Origin of the sequence: Streptomyces sp. NBC_00464, from assembly GCF_036013915.1 — a bacterium.
Taxonomy (GTDB): domain Bacteria; phylum Actinomycetota; class Actinomycetes; order Streptomycetales; family Streptomycetaceae; genus Streptomyces.
Window position 1 is genome coordinate 5,497,641 of the sequence record NZ_CP107899.1, and the last position, 16,886, is coordinate 5,514,526.

At 70.8% G+C, this 16,886-nt stretch carries 15 protein-coding genes; 4 read left to right on the forward strand and 11 right to left on the reverse strand.

All coding sequences use genetic code 11. The features are described from left to right. Positions 1–82 precede the first annotated feature (82 nt). The 3 genes from OG912_RS24660 to OG912_RS24670 are packed head-to-tail and all read right to left on the reverse strand — an operon-like array spanning position 83 to position 2,336. A complete protein-coding gene (locus OG912_RS24660) occupies positions 83–898 on the reverse strand; it encodes a serine hydrolase domain-containing protein (RefSeq protein ID WP_327711275.1) in 816 nt (271 codons plus the stop codon). A 45-nt stretch (positions 899–943) separates the two neighbouring features. Then, a complete protein-coding gene (locus OG912_RS24665; protein WP_327713533.1) occupies positions 944–1,477 on the reverse strand; it encodes a TetR/AcrR family transcriptional regulator in 534 nt (177 codons plus the stop codon). A gap of 22 nt (positions 1,478–1,499) precedes the next feature. Next, positions 1,500–2,336 (reverse strand): alpha/beta fold hydrolase, encoded by an 837-nt coding sequence (locus tag OG912_RS24670; protein WP_327711276.1) that lies wholly within the window; start codon positions 2,334–2,336, stop codon positions 1,500–1,502. Between the two features lie 126 nt (positions 2,337–2,462). On the opposite strand from OG912_RS24670, the gene OG912_RS24675 reads away from it, so the two are divergent. Continuing rightward, positions 2,463–2,930 (forward strand): MerR family transcriptional regulator, encoded by a 468-nt coding sequence (locus OG912_RS24675; protein WP_327711277.1) that lies wholly within the window; start codon positions 2,463–2,465, stop codon positions 2,928–2,930. Then, positions 2,930–3,946, forward strand: coding sequence for an aldo/keto reductase (locus OG912_RS24680; RefSeq protein WP_327711278.1), 1,017 nt, complete (start codon positions 2,930–2,932; stop codon positions 3,944–3,946). Before OG912_RS24675 ends, OG912_RS24680 begins: the two co-directional genes overlap by 1 nt. A gap of 17 nt (positions 3,947–3,963) precedes the next feature. On the opposite strand, the gene OG912_RS24685 is transcribed toward OG912_RS24680, so the two are convergent. From OG912_RS24685 to OG912_RS24715, 7 genes are all read right to left on the reverse strand, one after another. Then, positions 3,964–5,172, reverse strand: a complete 1,209-nt coding sequence (locus tag OG912_RS24685) for an acyltransferase family protein (RefSeq protein ID WP_327711279.1) — start codon at positions 5,170–5,172, stop codon at positions 3,964–3,966. Further along, complete coding sequence (locus OG912_RS24690) at positions 5,169–6,245, reverse strand: alpha/beta hydrolase (RefSeq protein WP_327711280.1); 1,077 nt, start codon at positions 6,243–6,245, stop codon at positions 5,169–5,171. The genes OG912_RS24685 and OG912_RS24690 overlap by 4 nt, the downstream gene beginning before the upstream one ends. A gap of 168 nt (positions 6,246–6,413) precedes the next feature. After that, complete coding sequence (locus tag OG912_RS24695; protein WP_327711281.1) at positions 6,414–7,097, reverse strand: response regulator transcription factor; 684 nt, start codon at positions 7,095–7,097, stop codon at positions 6,414–6,416. After that, on the reverse strand, positions 7,094–8,473 hold the full coding sequence (locus OG912_RS24700; protein ID WP_327711282.1) for a sensor histidine kinase: 1,380 nt from the start codon (positions 8,471–8,473) through the stop codon (positions 7,094–7,096). The genes OG912_RS24695 and OG912_RS24700 overlap by 4 nt, the downstream gene beginning before the upstream one ends. 109 nt (positions 8,474–8,582) lie before the next feature. Then, positions 8,583–9,548: a DUF4429 domain-containing protein gene (locus OG912_RS24705; protein WP_327711283.1), complete on the reverse strand. Its 966-nt coding sequence runs from the start codon at positions 9,546–9,548 to the stop codon at positions 8,583–8,585. 116 nt (positions 9,549–9,664) lie between these two features. Then, entirely contained in the window at positions 9,665–10,876 is a 1,212-nt protein-coding gene (locus OG912_RS24710; RefSeq protein ID WP_327711284.1) for an alpha/beta hydrolase, read from the reverse strand. A gap of 216 nt (positions 10,877–11,092) precedes the next feature. Further along, positions 11,093–11,773 carry a TetR family transcriptional regulator gene (locus OG912_RS24715; protein WP_327711285.1) on the reverse strand — a complete coding sequence of 227 codons (681 nt, stop codon included), beginning with the start codon at positions 11,771–11,773 and terminating at the stop codon, positions 11,093–11,095. 239 nt (positions 11,774–12,012) lie between these two features. On the opposite strand from OG912_RS24715, the gene OG912_RS24720 reads away from it, so the two are divergent. Both OG912_RS24720 and OG912_RS24725 read left to right on the forward strand, forming a co-directional pair. Further along, on the forward strand, positions 12,013–13,500 hold the full coding sequence (locus OG912_RS24720) for an MFS transporter (protein WP_443061102.1): 1,488 nt from the start codon (positions 12,013–12,015) through the stop codon (positions 13,498–13,500). A 177-nt stretch (positions 13,501–13,677) separates the two neighbouring features. Then, entirely contained in the window at positions 13,678–14,040 is a 363-nt protein-coding gene (locus OG912_RS24725; RefSeq protein ID WP_327711287.1) for a peptidase inhibitor family I36 protein, read from the forward strand. Positions 14,041–14,116: 76 nt separating this feature from the next. On the opposite strand, the gene aceE is transcribed toward OG912_RS24725, so the two are convergent. Next, complete coding sequence (gene aceE / locus OG912_RS24730; protein WP_327711288.1) at positions 14,117–16,858, reverse strand: pyruvate dehydrogenase (acetyl-transferring), homodimeric type; 2,742 nt, start codon at positions 16,856–16,858, stop codon at positions 14,117–14,119. Positions 16,859–16,886 lie beyond the last annotated feature (28 nt).

The following is a 16,886-nucleotide window of genomic DNA, read 5'->3' on the forward strand; positions in this document are numbered from 1 at the left end:
TGGCGGGACTGCGTCATGGCGAGAGTTCGTCAGGGAAGCGGACGGCGGCGTTCAGCCGGCGACGGTCAGCTCACGGGCGCGGTTACGCCCTCAGCTCCGCCAGCACCGCGTCCGTGAACGGCGGCCACACCTCGGCCGCCCACGGCCCGAAGGCCCGGTCGGTGAGCGCCACGCAGGCCACCCCGGCGGCGGGGTCGATCCACAGGAACGTGCCCGACTGCCCGAAGTGCCCGAAGGTCGCGGGGGAGGAGGAACCACCGGTCCAGTGCGGTGACTTGTGGTCCCGGATCTCGAAGCCGAGGCCCCAGTCGTTGGGGTTCTGGTGGCCGTATCCCGGCAGGACGCCCTTCAGCCCGGGGTGGACGACGCTCTGCGCCTCCAGCACCGTGCGCGGGTCGAGGAGGCGGGGTGCCTGGACCTCGGCCGCGAACCGCGCCAGGTCGTCGACGGTCGAGACGCCGTCACGGGCGGGCGAGCCGTCCAGGGTCGTCGAGGCCATGCCCAGGGGCTCCAGCACCGCCTGGCGCAGGTACTCCGGGAACGGGATGTCGGTGGCCTTCGCGATGTGGTCGCCCAGCACCTCGAAGCCGGCGTTGGAGTACAGCCGACGGGTGCCGGGCGGGGCCGTGACCCGGTGCTCGTCGAACGCGAGACCGCTGGTGTGGGCGAGCAGGTGGCGGACCGTGGAACCCTCGGGACCGGCCGGCTCGTCGAGCTCGACCGCGCCCTCCTCGTACGCCACCAGGGCCGCGTAGGCCGCGAGCGGCTTGGTGACGGAGGCGAGCGGGAAGCGGTGCGCGGTGGGGCCGTGCCTGCCGAGGACGGTGCCGTCCGCTCGTACGACGGCTGCTGCCGCGGTGGGGACGGGCCAGTTCTCGATCATCGCCAGGCTCTGCATACGTACGAGATTAGTGCCCGTGGCGAGATGCCCCGTGCGGCAGGCTCACATCGCGCGCAGGCCCCGGTCGGCGAAGGTGATCAGCCACTCGAAGCTCTCGTCGACGTCGGTGCTCCACTGAAAGGCGTTGGCCGCCTGCAACGTGGCGAAGCCGTGGCAGAGGCCGCGGAGCATGCGCAGGGCGTGGTTCGCATCGGACTCGGCGATGTCGTAGCCGTGCAGGACCGCCATGAACGCGTCGAGCAACCGTCGGCCTGCGGTGGCCAGCGGATCGTCCGGGCCGGACGGTTCCACGCCGATCGTCGCGGCGTACCGGCCGGGGTGCTCCAGGACGAAGGCGCGGAAGGCACGGGCCGCTGCCGCAAGCGCGTCGCGGCCCGCGTACCCCTGGACCGCGGCGCCGACGGCGTCGGCCGTCTCGCTCAACGCCAGGGCCGCGATGCGGCGGATGAGGTCGTCCTGGCCGCCCACGTGCTTGTACAGGGACGGAGTGCGTACGCCCACCCGCTCGGCCAGCAGCGCCATCGTCAGACGGGAGAGGCCCACCTCGTCGGCGAGCGCGGCACCCGCGGCGACCACGGCCGTCGGGTCCAGGCCGGCCCTAGGCACGGGTGGCGTCCGAGCGGATGAAGGCGAGCATGAGGGAAACCACCTCGTCGGGGAACTGGTCGTGCGGGTAGTGCCCCGCGCCCTCGATCATCTCAAGGCGGCCGAGGCCGGGCGGCAGGGCATCGACGATCGCCGAACCCTCGGCGTGCGGGTCGGCCCAGTCGGGGTCGAGCGTGCCCATGACGACCAGGACCGGGCAGCGGACGTTGCCGAGCTGCGCGCCGGCGTCGGTCGGGGCGCTGCGGCCCATGCCCTGGAGGGCCTTCATCCGGCCGGGCTCGCGCAGCAGGGAGTCGATGCGGCCGAGCCGCTCGTCCCAGTCGGCCGGCTTCACCCCGGGGTAGGCCACATCGAGGTACGCGCGCCACAGCGGCACGCTGCCGAACACGCCCGCGCCGAGCAGGCGCAGCATGCCCCGCCGGAAGCGCTTCACCCGCAGGTCACCGAGGCGGATCGACTGCTTGCGGGTGAACGGCGTCAGCTCGACGACCGCGCTGATCAGGGAGGGTTCCTGCGCTGCGGCGACGGTGGCGGCGCCGCCGGAGATCGAATGGCCGACGAGCACGGCGGGGCCGCCCAGATGACGGATCAGGGCGAGCAGATCGCCGGCGATGGCGGTGCGGCTCCAGTCCGGCCAGTCGGTGCCGGACTCGCCGCAGCCGCGGAGATCGACCGCGGCGACCCGGTAGCCGGCCGTCACGAGTGAAGGAATCACCGTGCGGTACGCGGCGCGGCTGTCGCCCATGCCGTGTGCGAGCACGATCAGCGGACCGGACCCCGCCACCTCGTAAGCGATCGTGCCGCCGTCGACGGCAAGGTATTCGGTCATGACATCCTCCACGTGGCTAATGTTGTTAGCTCAAAGCTATCGTCATTAGCCAGAATCGTCAACGGTCGAAACCCGCATCCGATTGCGCTTGCTTAGAGTGCACTCCAGGGTTCTAGCGTGGAGGACATGACGGTGACGGAGACTGAGATCGCTTCGGCAGGGGTGGACGCCTGCTCATCGGCTCCCCGGCCGCATCCGCGTCCCGAGGGCCAGGACCGCTACACCATCAGCGAGGTGGCCGCCTTCACCGGGCTGAGCGCCCACACCCTGCGCTGGTACGAGCGGATCGGTCTGATGTCGCACGTCGACCGGTCGCACACGGGACAGCGCCGCTTCACCAACGCCGACCTGGACTGGCTCGGCTTCGTCGGCAAGCTGCGGCTGACCGGAATGCCGGTCGCGGACATGGTCCGGTACGCGGAACTGCTGCGCGAGGGCGACCACACCTTCGAGGAACGCAAGGAACTGCTGGAGGCGACCCGCCGCGACGTGAGGACGCGGATCGCGGAGCTCCAGGACACCCTCGCCGTCCTCGACTACAAGATCGAGTTCTACGCAGGCGCCCGACGGGCGCCGGAAAGGCCCAGTGCCTGATGACTGACAACAAGATCGCCACCGTGGAGCTCGGCACCGGCGGCCCGCAGGTCGGTGTCCAGGGGCTCGGCTGCATGGGCATGAGCGAGTTCTACGGCGACACCGACGAGGCCGCCGCCCGCGAAACGCTGGAGACGGCCCTCGCGGCCGGCGTCACGCTCTTCGACACCGCCGACATCTACGGCAGCGGCGCCAACGAGACGTTCATCGCGCCCTTCGTCGGCGCGCACCGCGACGAGATCACCCTCGCCACGAAGTTCGCCATCGAGCGGCGCGACGAAGACCCGCACTACCGGGGCGTGCGCAACGACCCCGCGTACATCCGGCAGGCGGTCGAGAACAGCCTGCGCCGGCTGAACACCGACGTCATCGACCTCTACTACATGCACCGCCGCGACCCGGCCGTCCCGCTCGCCGAGTCCGTGGGCGCGATGGCCGAGCTGGTGCAGCAGGGCAAGGTCAAGCAGCTCGGGCTGAGCGAGGTGACCGGTGCGGAGCTGCGCGAGGCGCACGCCGTGCACCCGATCGCCGCCCTTCAGTCCGAGTGGTCGCTCTTCAGTCGTGACGTCGAGCGCAGCGCCGTGCCCGCCGCCGTGGAGCTGGGCGTGACCTTCGTGCCGTACTCGCCGCTCGGCCGGGGCTTCTTGACCGGGGCGTTCGCGGACGCGGGCAAGGACCTGGCGAAGGACGACTTCCGCCAGTTCCAGCCGCGCTTCACCGGCGACAACGCGAGGACGAACGCCGCCCTCCTTGAGCCCGTCCACAAGATCGCCGCCGCGCACGGGGCCACCGCCGCCCAGGTGGCGCTCGCCTGGGTCCAGCAGCGGGCCCAGGTGCACGGGCTGGCCGTGGTGCCGATTCCCGGCACCCGCAAGAGCAGCCGGCTCCTGGAGAACGTCGGCGCGACCCGGCTGACGCTGTCGGCCGAGGAGCTGGCGCTGCTGGAGCCGATCGCCGGCCAGGTGGCGGGGGACCGCTACCCGGACATGAGCTCGACGTCCGCCGCGCGCGAGTAGGGCCGGGGGCTCCGCCTTCACGCCAGCCCCAGCGCGAACACCGCGAACCCCGCCGCGAGCACCCCCGCCATCGCGCGGCGGGCGTTCGCGGCCCGCGTTCCCGCCTTCCACGGTGCCTCGAACCGCCGGGCGTACCGCGCGATCAGCACCAGCAGCCCCGCGAACACCGGCATCCAGGCCAGCCGGGCCAGGATCCAGCCGAGCGTGTCCGGACCGGTCGTCAGGCCGGGCACCGTACCGGCGAAGGAGGCCGGTACCGCTGCCGCCAGCATCGCCGTCTGGTGCCAGCACAGGATCGTCATCGCCGACAGGTTGATCACCACGACCGGCGCCCACACCAGCGGCCTGCGCAGCAGCCCGCCGATCCGGCCACGCAGCAGGATCGCCGCACCGCTCTGCGCGGCGGCCAGTGCCAGGACCAACAGCGACGGCGGATGCGAGTTGGTACGGGCCTCGCCCGGCACCCCGACCATCGACGCCGGGTAGTGGAAGAGCAGCAGCAGAGCGGCGAACAGCACGCCACCGGCGACGAGGAGGAACCGGGCGCCCCTCTTCCCGATCCGGCCCTCGCCCCAGGAGACGCCGAGCTGGTACGCGAAGAGCCACCCGGGAACGATGTTCAGCATGCTCAGCCAGGAGGGCATGGCGTCGGCGAGCGGTCCGTAGCGCAGCAGGTCGACGACGGCGACCGCGCCGAGCAGCGGGGCCGCGGCCCAGCCGCCGAGCCTCTTCGCCATCCGGATGCAGTACGGCGTCAGCGCGGTGACCACCGCGTACACGCCGACGAACCAGAGCGGCTGGATCACCAGCGTCGACCCGGTCCGCAGCGTGTCGCCCGGCACGCCGAGCGTGTGCAGCACCGGGATCATCGCCGCCCAGACGGCCGTCACCCCGAGCACCGGCCTGCCCAGGCGGGCCATCCTGCCCCGCAGCCAGGCCCCCGTCGTGGACTTCCTCCGGCGGTAGGAGAGCACCGAGGCGTACCCGCCGACCAGGAAGAAGACGCCCAGCATTTGGAGCACCCAGCTGATCGGGGCGAGCGCGCCGAAGGCCGAGAGCGGACTGGCGTTGTGCAGGGCCCCGCCGTCATCGAGCCGGAACCCGCCGAGCAGCCAGTGCCCGGTGGGTACGGCGAGCAGTGCCAGGGCGCGCAGCCCGTCGAGGGCCCGGTCGCGGTGGGCGGGGGTACGGGATTCGATACGGGAAGCGAGGGCGCGCAGACTCATCGCAGGCTCCCTTCCGTGTACGAGCCCACGGTGTACGTGCCGTCCGCGATCGCGGCGAAGGCGTGCAGGGATTCGGTGCCGGGGGCGAAGTACCCGGTGTGGCCGTGGGCGTCGGCGGCGGGCACCCGGCGGGCGCCGAACTCCGGGGAGGTCGGGTCGGCGCCGTGGCCGAGCCCGGCGAACTCGACGTTCGGTACGTTGTCGATCCAGTCGTCGGGGTCCTTGGCGGCCCACACCCGGGCATCGGTGTGCAGGTCGTCGACATGGTCGGCCCGCATCCCGGGCGAGCCGAGGACCACCAGGTCGGTGGCGCGCAGCCGGGACGCGGCGAGACCGCAGACGACCGAGCCGTAGCTGTGGCAGAACACGGTGGGCTCGGGCACGCCGGCGGCCGCGAGTCCGTCCGTGAACCGGGTCAGCCGGTCCGCCCCGGCCTCGGCGAGCGAGCCGGTCGCGGCGTCCACGCCGACGCCGACGGGGGTGGTGTACCCCGCCCAGGCGATCACCGCACTGCCCGGACCGGTTTCCGCGTACAGCGACTTGGCCATACCGGCGGGCGTTCCGTACACATCGTTCGAACGGTCGAAGGTCCCGGCGTCGATGTCCGAACCCGGCACCACGACGGACACCCGGTCCGCGGTGTCCAAGTCTCCGAAGACCTCGGCTACCTGGCCGCGGCCGCGCGGGTCGAACGCGAGGATGTGGCGGTGCGGGTCCGCGGCGAGGCTTGCGTACCGGGGGTCGTGATCCGCCTTCAGGGCCAGGGCGTTGGCCCGGTAGCGCAGTTCGGCCGGGGCGCCGTCCAGGTTCCCGACGACGAGCGGATGCCGGGCGGTCAGGGACCGCTGGTCCTGCTCGCTCAACCCCCGGAAGAACCGTGCCACTTCGGCGGGCGTGTCCCGCTCCGGATCGGGCAGCTGCCGCCCCAGTACGTGATCCGACCGCCAGGCGGCGGTGCCGGGCGGCGGACCCGTCAGCGCCTGCTGGGCATTTCCCGACGCCCATCCGGCGGTCCCTGACACGACGGTGGTCGCCAGGGCGACCGCGACCAAGGTCCTCGCATAGCGGCGCATCCGACCCTCCCTCTCCGGCTGAACCGGCTCGCGCACGCCGTTCGGCGCGTCGGGGAGGAAGGTAGGAGGACGACGGGTGCGGGGGCGTCACACCGGGGGGCCAAGTGCGGGGTGATACCGGGGTAGGGGGCGTACGGGGGGGCTGCCCCCACCTCCGGGCTGGTGTCCTCACCCCTCGCCCGGCACCACCAGCCCCGCCTCGTACGCGAAGATCACCGCCTGGGCGCGGTCGCGCAGGTCCAGCTTGGCCAGCACCCGCCCGATGTGGGTCTTCACCGTCTGCTCCGCCAGCACCAGGTGCCCCGCGATCTCCTGGTTCGACAGCCCTCGCGCGATCAGTTCCAGTACCTCCTTCTCGCGCGGGGTCAGCCCGTTCAGCCGCAGCGCCGGCCCACTGCGCGTGGTGCCCGACGGCCGCTGCCGGGCGAAGTCCGCGATCAGGCGCCGCGTCACGGACGGCGCCAGCAGTGCGTCACCGGCCGCCACCACCCGGACCGCCGAGATCAGGTCGGCCGGCGGGGCGTCCTTCAGCAGGAAGCCGGACGCGCCGACGCGCAGCGCCTCGTACACGTAGTCGTCCACGTCGAAGGTGGTGAGCATCAGCACCTTGGGCACGTGCACCACGCCCACCGGCGGGTTCAGCAGTTCGCGGGCCGCGGCCAGGCCGTCCATCTCGGGCATCCGCACATCCATCAGGACCACGTCCGGATGGGTGCGGCGGCTGACGTCGACGCCCTGGCGGCCGTCAGGGGCCTCACCGACCACGTCGATGTCGGCCTGCGCCGCCAGCAGCGCCGCGAATCCTGCCCGCACCATGGCCTGGTCGTCGACGATGATCACACGGATGGTCAAGAGTGCTCCGGATTCGAGGGCGGGACCAAGGAGGCGGAAGGGGCCGATGCAGGTGGCAGCGGGAGCCGTGCGGCCACCCGGAAGCCGCCGTCCGGCAGCGGGCCGGTATCGAGCGTGCCGCCGGTCAACCGTACGCGTTCCCGCATGCCGACCAGCCCGTGGCCCGTCCCCGTCGTCTCCACCGGAGTACGCGGAGCGAGCGACGAACCCGTGGGTTCCGGCGGGTCGTTGACGACCAGCACCGTCAGATGCGCACCGTCGGAGCTGATCGACACCCGGGTCCGGGCGCCCGGCGCGTGCCGCATCACATTGGCCAGGGCCTCCTGCACGATCCGGTACGCGGACAGGTCCACCGCCGGCGGGACACCCTTCAGCCCGGCGGGCAGCGACAGCTCGGCCGGCAGCCCGGCCCGTACCGTCGCCTCCACCAGCTGCTGCACCCGGTCCAGCCCCGGCTGAGGCGCCCGCTCACCCTCCGTGCCCTCGCTGCGCAGCACCGTCAGCAGTCGCCGCATCTCGGTGAGGGACTCCCGCGCACTCGCGGCGATCGAACCGAACTCCTCGCGCGCCTCGTCCGACAGCCCCTGCAGCCGGTACGGGGCGGAGTCGGCCTGGACCGTGATCACCGACATGTGGTGCGCGACCACGTCGTGGAGCTCGCGGGCGATCCTGGTCCGCTCCTCCAGCAGCGTCCGCTGCGCCCGCTCGGCCTCGTTGATGGTCTCCTGCTCGGCGAGCAGACGCTGCGCGTCGCCCCGTTCCCGTACCGCCGTGCCGATCACCAGCACTACGGCGCCGAGGATCATGAGCAGGATCGAGTTGTTGTCGCCGCGGTCGCTCGAGACCAGATACAGGACGAACCCCGCCACACCCGGCGCCAGCCAGACACCGATCAGCGTCCGCCGCCGCTCGCGCAGGCTCAGTGCCAGGAGCAGGAAGAGGTAGCTGACGAAACCGGGCGGTGTCCACGGCCAGGCGGAGTTCTGCGCGGAGTCCTGGACGAGCAGCACGATCGCGCCCAGGACATCGGCCGGGAAAATGATCCACCAGGCCTCCAGCGGGCGGTGCGCCAGCATCAGGAGCGGCGCGGCCTGCGCGACGCCGAGCGCGCCCGCGATGCCGCCGCTCAGGCCGTACTCGTGCTTCAGGACGGTGATCGTGACCGGGATGAAGACGGCGGCGAGAGCCACGACGACGACGTACGGAAGCAGTCGCTGCCACGGCTTCGGCGCGCCGGACAGGAGGGGTGTCGGGGGATGGGACGGATGGGACAGTGCATGGCCGATCTCGCGCAGATTGCGCAGGGCGGCGCGCGGCAGACCGTCCGCCGGCGGGCGTGCGGGCGGCGGTGACGGGGGCGGGGAGGATGGGGGCATGGCGTGCTCAGGGTAGGCAGCGAAGCCGCCCGGCGGCGTCATACCGGGGTTGCGGTCTGCCGCCGCCGTTGTCGTACGGGGGTATGAGGTCCGGGTACGGGAACGGCCGCTACAGCTCGGCGAGCAGCTGTGCCTTCTTCGCGCTGAACTCGTCGTCCGTCACCAGACCCGCCTGGTGCAGCTCCCCGAGATGACGGATCCGCTCCGCGATGTCCGCCGGGTCCCGTCGTCCCGCGCCCACCAGGGCGGCCGAGGCCGCGACGGGGGTGGTCTGCTTCCTGCGTACGGACTCCAGCACGGCCGCGGCGAAGGGCAGCGACTCGTGCACCGGGCCGTAACCCAGGCCGAAGATCACCGCGGCCGGGTCCTGATCCACGCGGGTCACAGGCGCCGCCATCGACTCCGAACTCGGGGCGGTGCTCGTCAGCAGGCCCGCGCCCGTACCGGTGGCCGCCGGTCCGACGCCCGTACCGGTGGCCGGGCCCACGGACTCCAGCCCGCGCGGCAACAGCCGCAGATAGCCCTCGAAGGCCTCGGGCGAACGCCACTCGACCCCGCTCAGCTCCGTGACCGGGAACGTCTGGTCGCCCGCCTTCCACTTCTCCGAGGAGGCGCCCGTCCAGAACCACCGGAAGGAGATCCGTTCCCCGTCGAAGCTGGCCCTGCCGTCGTACGCCTTGAAACGCATCGGCGCCTCGGGGGCCGCGACCAGGAACCGGTCGGCGGGTTCACCGGCGTCGGGTCCCAGCCTCGCGCGCAGCTCGTCCGCGTAGTACTCGGCGAGTGTCTCGCGTTCGGCGGGGAGCACCAGGCGGTACGGATCGCAGCCGTCCTTCAGCTGCCCGGCCGCCGCTTCCACCAGCGGATCGGCGCCGGGTCTCGGGACCGCACGCAGCACCACCGTGCCCCGCTTGCCCGGGGTCAGCGTCACCGACGACAGCGCCGCGTGCGGCACGCGGCGCTCACGGAGGCTCTGGAGGAGCCTCGGCGTACGGATACCCCGTTCGAAGCGGATGAGCACGGAGTCGGTGTCGAACTCCCAGGTGGCATGAATTCCGGCCAGCACATCACCCATGTGCCTCATCGTATGCGGCACTTGCCCGCTCGTCCCCCCTCGGAGGCCCTCGCAATTCGTGGCCGGTCGCAGTTCTCTACGCGCGTCAGACACGTTCGCGCGATTGATTACGCCCGTCAGACCGTCGCGTGGCCGGAAATCTGTTCGTGGCAGCCGTTGTCGGACGGGGCGCAGGTCACGTCGTCGTAGGCGCCGGCACCGATCGCGGCGAAGTTGCCGAGGCTCTCGGTCCCGGGCTCGAAGTAGCCGCTGTGGCCGACCGCGTCGCCCGCCGACGCGATCCGTGCACCGAAGTCCGGATCGACCGGGTCGGCCCCGTGGCCGAGGCCTCCGACCTCCAGGTTCGGCACGTCCTCGATCCAGTCGCCGTTGTCCCGCATCGCCCACACATTGGCCCGGGTGTGCAGCTGGCCGGCGTTGTCGACCCGCATTCCGGGGCTGCCCGCGACCGCGATGTCCGTCACCCGGCCGGGCAGTTCGTCCGCGGCGACGCCGCACAGGACGGAGCCGTAGCTGTGGCAGAACAACGAGACGGGAGCCGTTCCCGGGAGCGCCCCGACGAGTGCGTCGAGCCGGACCGCCCCGCGCTCGGCGAGGTTCCCCGTGGCCGCGTCCATGCCGATGCCGGCCGGTGCGGTGTAGTCGGCCCAGGCGATCACCGCGGTCCGCACGCCGGGATGCGCGGAGTGCTCGGCCGCGTACAGGGACTTGGCCATGCCGACGGGTGCGGCGTTCGTCTTGCTTCCGGTGCGTTCCAGCGTCAGGAGGTTCGTGTCGACGCCCGGGACGATCACCGAGACCCGGTCGGCCCGGTCGAGGTCGCCGATCACCTCGGCGGCGTGGCCGCGGCCCGTCGGGTCGAACGCGAGGAAGTGCCGGCCGGCGGCGAGCATCGAGCGGAAGCGGTCCGCCCGGTGCTGCGCCTCGGCGCGGCCGTCGGGGGAGAGCCGCTGGTCGTGCACCCGGGTCTGCTCGGTCGTGCGCGCCTGTTCCAGTGCCAGCCGGTTGGCCCGGTAGCGCAGGGTGACCGGGGCGCCGTTCAGATTCCCCACCACGAGCGGGTACTTGCGGGCCAGCCGGGCACTCTGCGCGTCCGTGAGGGCGGCGAAGAAGTGCGCCAGCTTGTAGGGGGGTGCGTCCGCCGAGGGGAGCGTCTGTCCCGCTATCGATCCCTTGGCCCAGGAAGCGAGTGCGACGGTGCGGGGCGCGTCGGACTGCTGATGACGCACGGCGGTCCAGCCGGTGGTCGCCAGCATCACGAACACGACCGCGATGGCGAGAAGAGCGCGCCAGGCGGTGAGCGTGGGGGAGGAGTCGAAGGAAGTCACTTCGGCCCACATTAGGAGACGTGCGTAAGGCGTCGTTAAGCGGGTGACGCACATCACTCGACTATGGGGAAGGGAACGCCGTTTCGCTCACGCTGTGTTCGGCCTTGCGGCACGCTCCGACGCGCCCGGCGTCACCGGGGTGCCGCATCGGGGCGCCGTGGCCCGGTTGTTGTGAGGTCGGTCATGTCCCGCGTCCGAGGCGTGCGCCACACCACCTCAGTTGAGGTGCGCCGTCCCGGCCGGGTGCGCGCGCCAGTCCCCGGCGAGGGCCGGGCCCAACTGGTCCAGGTAGCTCTCGGTCAGCGTCCGCAGCGAGTCCATGCTGCCGTCGCAGCCCCGTCCCCACAGCTGTCCGGTCACCCGCATCACCCCGGAGAACGCGGCGACGGCGACGCGCGGCCGCGGGTCCCGCGCCATGTCCAGGCCCTCGCGCTCGGCGATCAGCCCGGCGATCTGCTCCTCCAGGGCCACGCTGCGCCGCATGTGGGCGGCGAGCAGGGAGGGGGTGGACTCGATCATCTGATACGTCCGCATGTGGAGCTCGACCGGGATGATGGCCTCGATGGCCTCTCCGATACTGTTCCAGGCGCACAGGACCGCGCGGCGCATGGCCTCGAAAGGGGTTTCGGCGGTGGGACGTTGACGGAGTTCGAGGATGAAGCGCGACTCCACCATGTCCTGGACGGCGAAGACGACCGACTCCTTGCCCGCGAAGTAGCGGAAGAAGGTGCGCTGGGAGACCTCGACGGCGTCGGCGATCTCGTCGACGGTGGTCTCCTCGTACCCCTGGGTGGTGAAGAGATCGAGGGCGGCACGGAGCAGGGCGTCCCGGGTGCGGCGCTTCTTGCGTTCGCGCAGCCCGGCCGGAAGGCCTGCGGCTCGTTGCCCGTCGGTCACTGAACTGGTCCTCTTTTCCCTGCTTTGTCCAGCTCAGCCTACCTGTGAGCTACGTGACAGTTACCGACTTGTGAATTGGTTTGTCAACTGTCAGCGACTGACACTAACCTCCGGGTATGACTAGTCAGACCACCGTCGAGAAGGCGTCGCGGGAACCTCAGGACCCTCTCGGCACCCCACCAGTCAAGGGCCTGCGCGGCCACCCCTGGCTGACGCTCTTCTCCGTGGCCATCGGCGTGATGATGGTCGCGCTCGACGGCACGATCGTCGCGATAGCCAACCCCGCGATCCAGCAGGACCTCGGCGCCTCGCTCGCCGATGTCCAGTGGATCACCAACGGCTACATGCTCGCCCTCGCCGTCTCCCTGATCACTGCGGGCAAGCTCGGTGACCGGTTCGGCCACCGCCAGACCTTCCTGATCGGCATCGCCGGCTTCGCCGCGGCGTCGGCGGCCATCGGGTTCTCCAGCAGCGTGGCCCTGGTGATCGTGTTCCGGGTGCTTCAGGGGCTCTTCGGCGCCCTGCTGATGCCTGCCGCGCTCGGCCTGCTGCGCGCCACCTTCCCGGCCGAGAAGCTGAACATGGCGATCGGCATCTGGGGCATGGTGATCGGCGCCTCGACCGCGGGCGGCCCGATCCTGGGCGGCGTGCTCGTCGAGCACGTCAGCTGGCAGTCCGTCTTCTTCATCAACGTGCCGGTCGGTGTGATCGCCCTCGTCATGGGCGTGCTGATCCTCAAGGACCACCGCGCCGAGAACGCGCCGCGCTCCTTCGACATCGCGGGCATCGTGCTGCTGTCGACTGCGATGTTCTGCCTGATCTGGGCGCTCATCAAGGGCGCGGAGTGGGGCTGGGGCGACCCCAAGACGGTCGGCTTCCTGGTCGCCGCCGTCGCCCTGTTCGTCGCGTTCGCCCTCGTCCAGCAGCGCGTCAGGGAACCGCTGATCCCGCTGGCGATGTTCCGCTCCGTACCGCTGTCCGCGGGCACGGTCCTGATGGTGTTGATGGCCTTCGGTTTCATGGGCGGCCTGTTCTTCGTCACCTTCTACCTTCAGAACGTGCACGGTCTGAGCCCGGTCGACAGCGGTCTGCACCTGCTGCCGCTGACCGGGATGATGATCGTCGCCTCGCCGCTCGCGGGCGCCATGATCACCAAGTTCGGCCCGCGGGTTCCGCTCGTCGGCGGCATGGTGAGTACCGCGGTCGCCATGTTCGGTATGTCCCAGCTGACCGTCGACACCAGCACCCTGACCATGTCGATCTGGTTCGCCCTGCTCGGTCTCGGTCTCGCGCCGGTCATGGTCGGCGCCACCGAGGTCATCGTGGGCAACGCCCCGATGGAGCTCTCCGGCGTCGCCGGTGGTCTGCAGCAGGCCGCCATGCAGGTCGGTGGCAGTCTCGGTACGGCGGTGCTGGGCGCGATCATGGCAGCCGGCGTCGATTCCAAGCTGCCCGACAACTGGAAGGAAGCGCAGCTTCCGCCGCTGTCGCCCGAGCAGCTCGACCAGGCGTCCTCCGCGATCAAGGTCGGCATGCCGCCGGTCGCCGAGGGAACCCCGCCGGAGGTCGCGGGCAAGATCGTGAACGTCGCCCACGACACCTTCGTCTCGGGCATGAGCACCGCGTTCATGGTCGCCGGCATCGTCGCGGTCATCGCCGCCCTGGTCGCCACACTGACCAAGCGCGGGGAGAACGCCGAGGCGGGCGTGGGCGCCGGTCACATCTGACCTGACCCGCCCTGGCGCCCCAGGGCGTCAACACGGTACGCACAACAGCCCCGCCGGAACGTTCCGGCGGGGCTGTCGCCTATCAGGGTGGTCCCGCCCCCGGGCCCCTTCCCCAGTCGTTGCCACGCAGCTCAGGGTGGGTGCGGAAGATCCACATCAACACGGGGGCTGATTCATATGCGTACGACCGTTGTCGCGGCCGCCCTGGCCGCCACCGCACTCGTCCCACAGGCTCCGGCCCAAGCCGCTCCCGGCCGGCTCGGGGACTGCGGAAGCGGCCAGCTCTGTCTCTGGGCGAAACCCGACTTCACCGGCGCCCGGCAGGTCCACGAACTCTCCACCATCGACATCGAGAGCTGCGTACCGCTGAAGGCGGGCACCACCGTCCAGGCACTGGCCAACCGCACCGGCCGGCCCGTCACCACCTATCAGTCGGCGGAGTGCGACGAGACCGGCGAGTTCGACACCTACCCGGGAGACGGCACCTGGGTCCCGCACGCCCCGTACCAGGTACGGGCCTTCAAGATCTGGGAGAACTGACCGGACACGGAAAACGCCGCGGGGCGACGGGAGCTGTCAGGCTCCCGCCGCCCCGCGGCCGTTCGTTCGTCCGTGACTACGCGTCGCCGCCCGCGGCGCCGGGGTCTGCCGAGGTCACGTCCAGCAGCTCGTAACGGTCGACCGCGATCTTCAGCGCCGAACGGTCGACCTTCCCCTCCTTCGCGAGCTCGGTGAGCACCGCGAGGACGATCGACTGCGCGTCGATGTGGAAGAACCGCCGGGCCGCCCCGCGGGTGTCCGCGAAGCCGAACCCGTCCGCGCCGAGCGACTGGTACGCACCGGGCACCCAGCGCGCGATCTGGTCCGGCACGGACCGCATCCAGTCAGACACCGCCACGAACGGCCCCTGCGCCCCGGACAGCTTGCGCGTCACATACGGCACGCGCTGCTCCTCCTCCGGGTGCAGCAGGTTGTGCCGCTCGACGTCCACGGCCTCGCGCCGCAGCTCGTTCCAGGAGGTCGCCGACCAGACGTCCGCCTTCACGTTCCACTCGTCGGCGAGGATGCGCTGTGCCTCGACCGCCCAGGGGACCGCCACACCGGACGCCATGATCTGCGCCGGGATCTCGCCCCGCTCGCCGCTGCTGTAGCGGTAGACGCCCGCCAGGATCCCCTCGACGTCCACGTCGGCGGGCTCGGCCGGGTGCTGGATCGGCTCGTTGTACACGGTGAGGTAGTAGAAGACGTCCTCGTTCTCGTCGGGCGTCCCGCCGTACATCCTGCGCAGACCGTCCTTGACGATGTGCGCGATCTCGAACCCGAACGCCGGGTCGTACGCCACACAGGCCGGGTTGGTCGAGGCGAGCAGCTGCGAGTGGCCGTCCGCGTGCTGCAGACCCTCGCCCGTCAGCGTCGTACGGCCGGCCGTCGCACCCAGCACGAAGCCGCGTGCCAGCTGGTCGGCCATCTGCCAGAACTGGTCACCCGTGCGCTGGAAGCCGAACATCGAGTAGAAGACGTACACCGGAATCAGCGGCTCGCCGTGCGTGGCGTACGCCGAACCCGCGGCGATCAGCGACGCCGTGCAGCCCGCCTCGGAGATGCCGTCGTGCAGCATCTGACCGGTCGGCGACTCCTTGTACGCGAGCAGCAGATCGCGGTCCACCGACTCGTACTGCTGCCCGAGCGGGTTGTAGATCTTCGCGCTCGGGAAGAACGCGTCCATACCGAAGGTGCGGTACTCATCGGGCGCGATCAGCACGAAACGCTTGCCGATCTCCTTGTCCCGCATGAGGTCCTTCAGGATGCGGACGAACGCCATGGTGGTGGCGATCGACTGCTGACCCGAACCCTTCTTCGCGGTCGCGTACGTCTTGTCCTCGGGCAGGACCAACGGCTTCGCCCGCACCACACGCGTCGGGACGTAACCGCCCAGACCCTTGCGGCGGTCGTGCATGTACTGGATCTCTTCCGAGTCGCGGCCCGGGTGGTAGTACGGCGGGTTGCCGTCCTCCAGCTGGGAGTCCGCGATCGGGATGTGCAGCCGGTCCCGGAAGCGCTTGAGGTCCTCGGCCGTGAGCTTCTTCATCTGGTGGGTCGCGTTGCGGCCCTCGAAGTTCGGCCCCAGCGTCCAGCCCTTGACCGTCTGCGCCAGGATCACCGTCGGCTGGCCCTTGTGGGCCTTGGCCGCCGCGTACGCCGCGTAGACCTTCTTGTGGTCGTGACCGCCGCGCCCGAGGTGCAGGATCTGCTGGTCGGTCATGTCCTTGACCATGTCGCGCAGCCGCGGGTCGTCACCGAAGAAGTGGTCCCGGATGTACGCACCCGTCTCGGTGGCGTACGTCTGGAACTGGCCGTCCGGCGTCGTGTTCAGCTTGTTGACGAGGATGCCCGTGCGGTCCTGCGCCAGCAGCGGGTCCCAGGAACGGTCCCAGACCAGCTTGATGACGTTCCATCCGGCACCGCGGAACTGCGACTCCAGCTCCTGGATCACCTTGCCGTTGCCGCGCACCGGGCCGTCGAGGCGCTGCAGGTTGCAGTTGACGACGAAGGTCAGGTTGTCCAGGCCCTCACGGGCGGCGATGGAGAGCTGGCCGAGCGACTCCGGCTCGTCCATCTCGCCGTCGCCGAGATACGCCCAGACGTGCGAATCGGAGGTGTCGGCGATGTCGCGCGCCTGCATGTAGCGGTTCATCCGCGCCTGGTAGATCGCGCCGAGCGGGCCGAGGCCCATCGACACGGTCGGGAACTCCCAGAAGTCCGGCATCAGCCGCGGGTGCGGGTAGCTGGACAGTCCGTCGGGCGCCTTCGACTTCTCCTGGCGGAACGCGTCGAGCTGCGTCTCGCTCAGCCGGTCCAGCAGGAAGGCGCGGGCGTAGATCCCGGGGGATGCGTGCCCCTGGAAGAAGATCTGGTCGCCGCCCCGGCCGTCGTCCTTGCCGCGGAAGAAGTGGTTGAAACCCACGTCGTACAGCGAGGCGGAGGACGCGAACGTGGCGATGTGACCGCCCACGCCGATCCCCGGACGCTGAGCGCGCGAGACCATCACGGCCGCGTTCCAGCGGGTCGCGTTGAGGACCTTGCGCTCGATCTCCTCGTCGCCGGGGAAGAACGGCTCGTCCTTCGTGGCGATCGTGTTCACGTAGTCCGTGCTGCGCATCTCCGGCACGGCGACACGCTTCTCGCGCGCGCGCTCGATGAGCCGGAGCATGAGGTAGCGGGCCCGCTCACGGCCTCGCTCGTCGACGGCGGCGTCGAGGGAGTCGAGCCATTCCTGGGTCTCTTCGGGATCGAAATCCGGGACCTGACTCGGAAGGCCGCCAATGATGATCGGGTTGCGATCGGATCCGGAAGCCACGCTGTTCCTTCGCTGTTCGGTGCTGCTC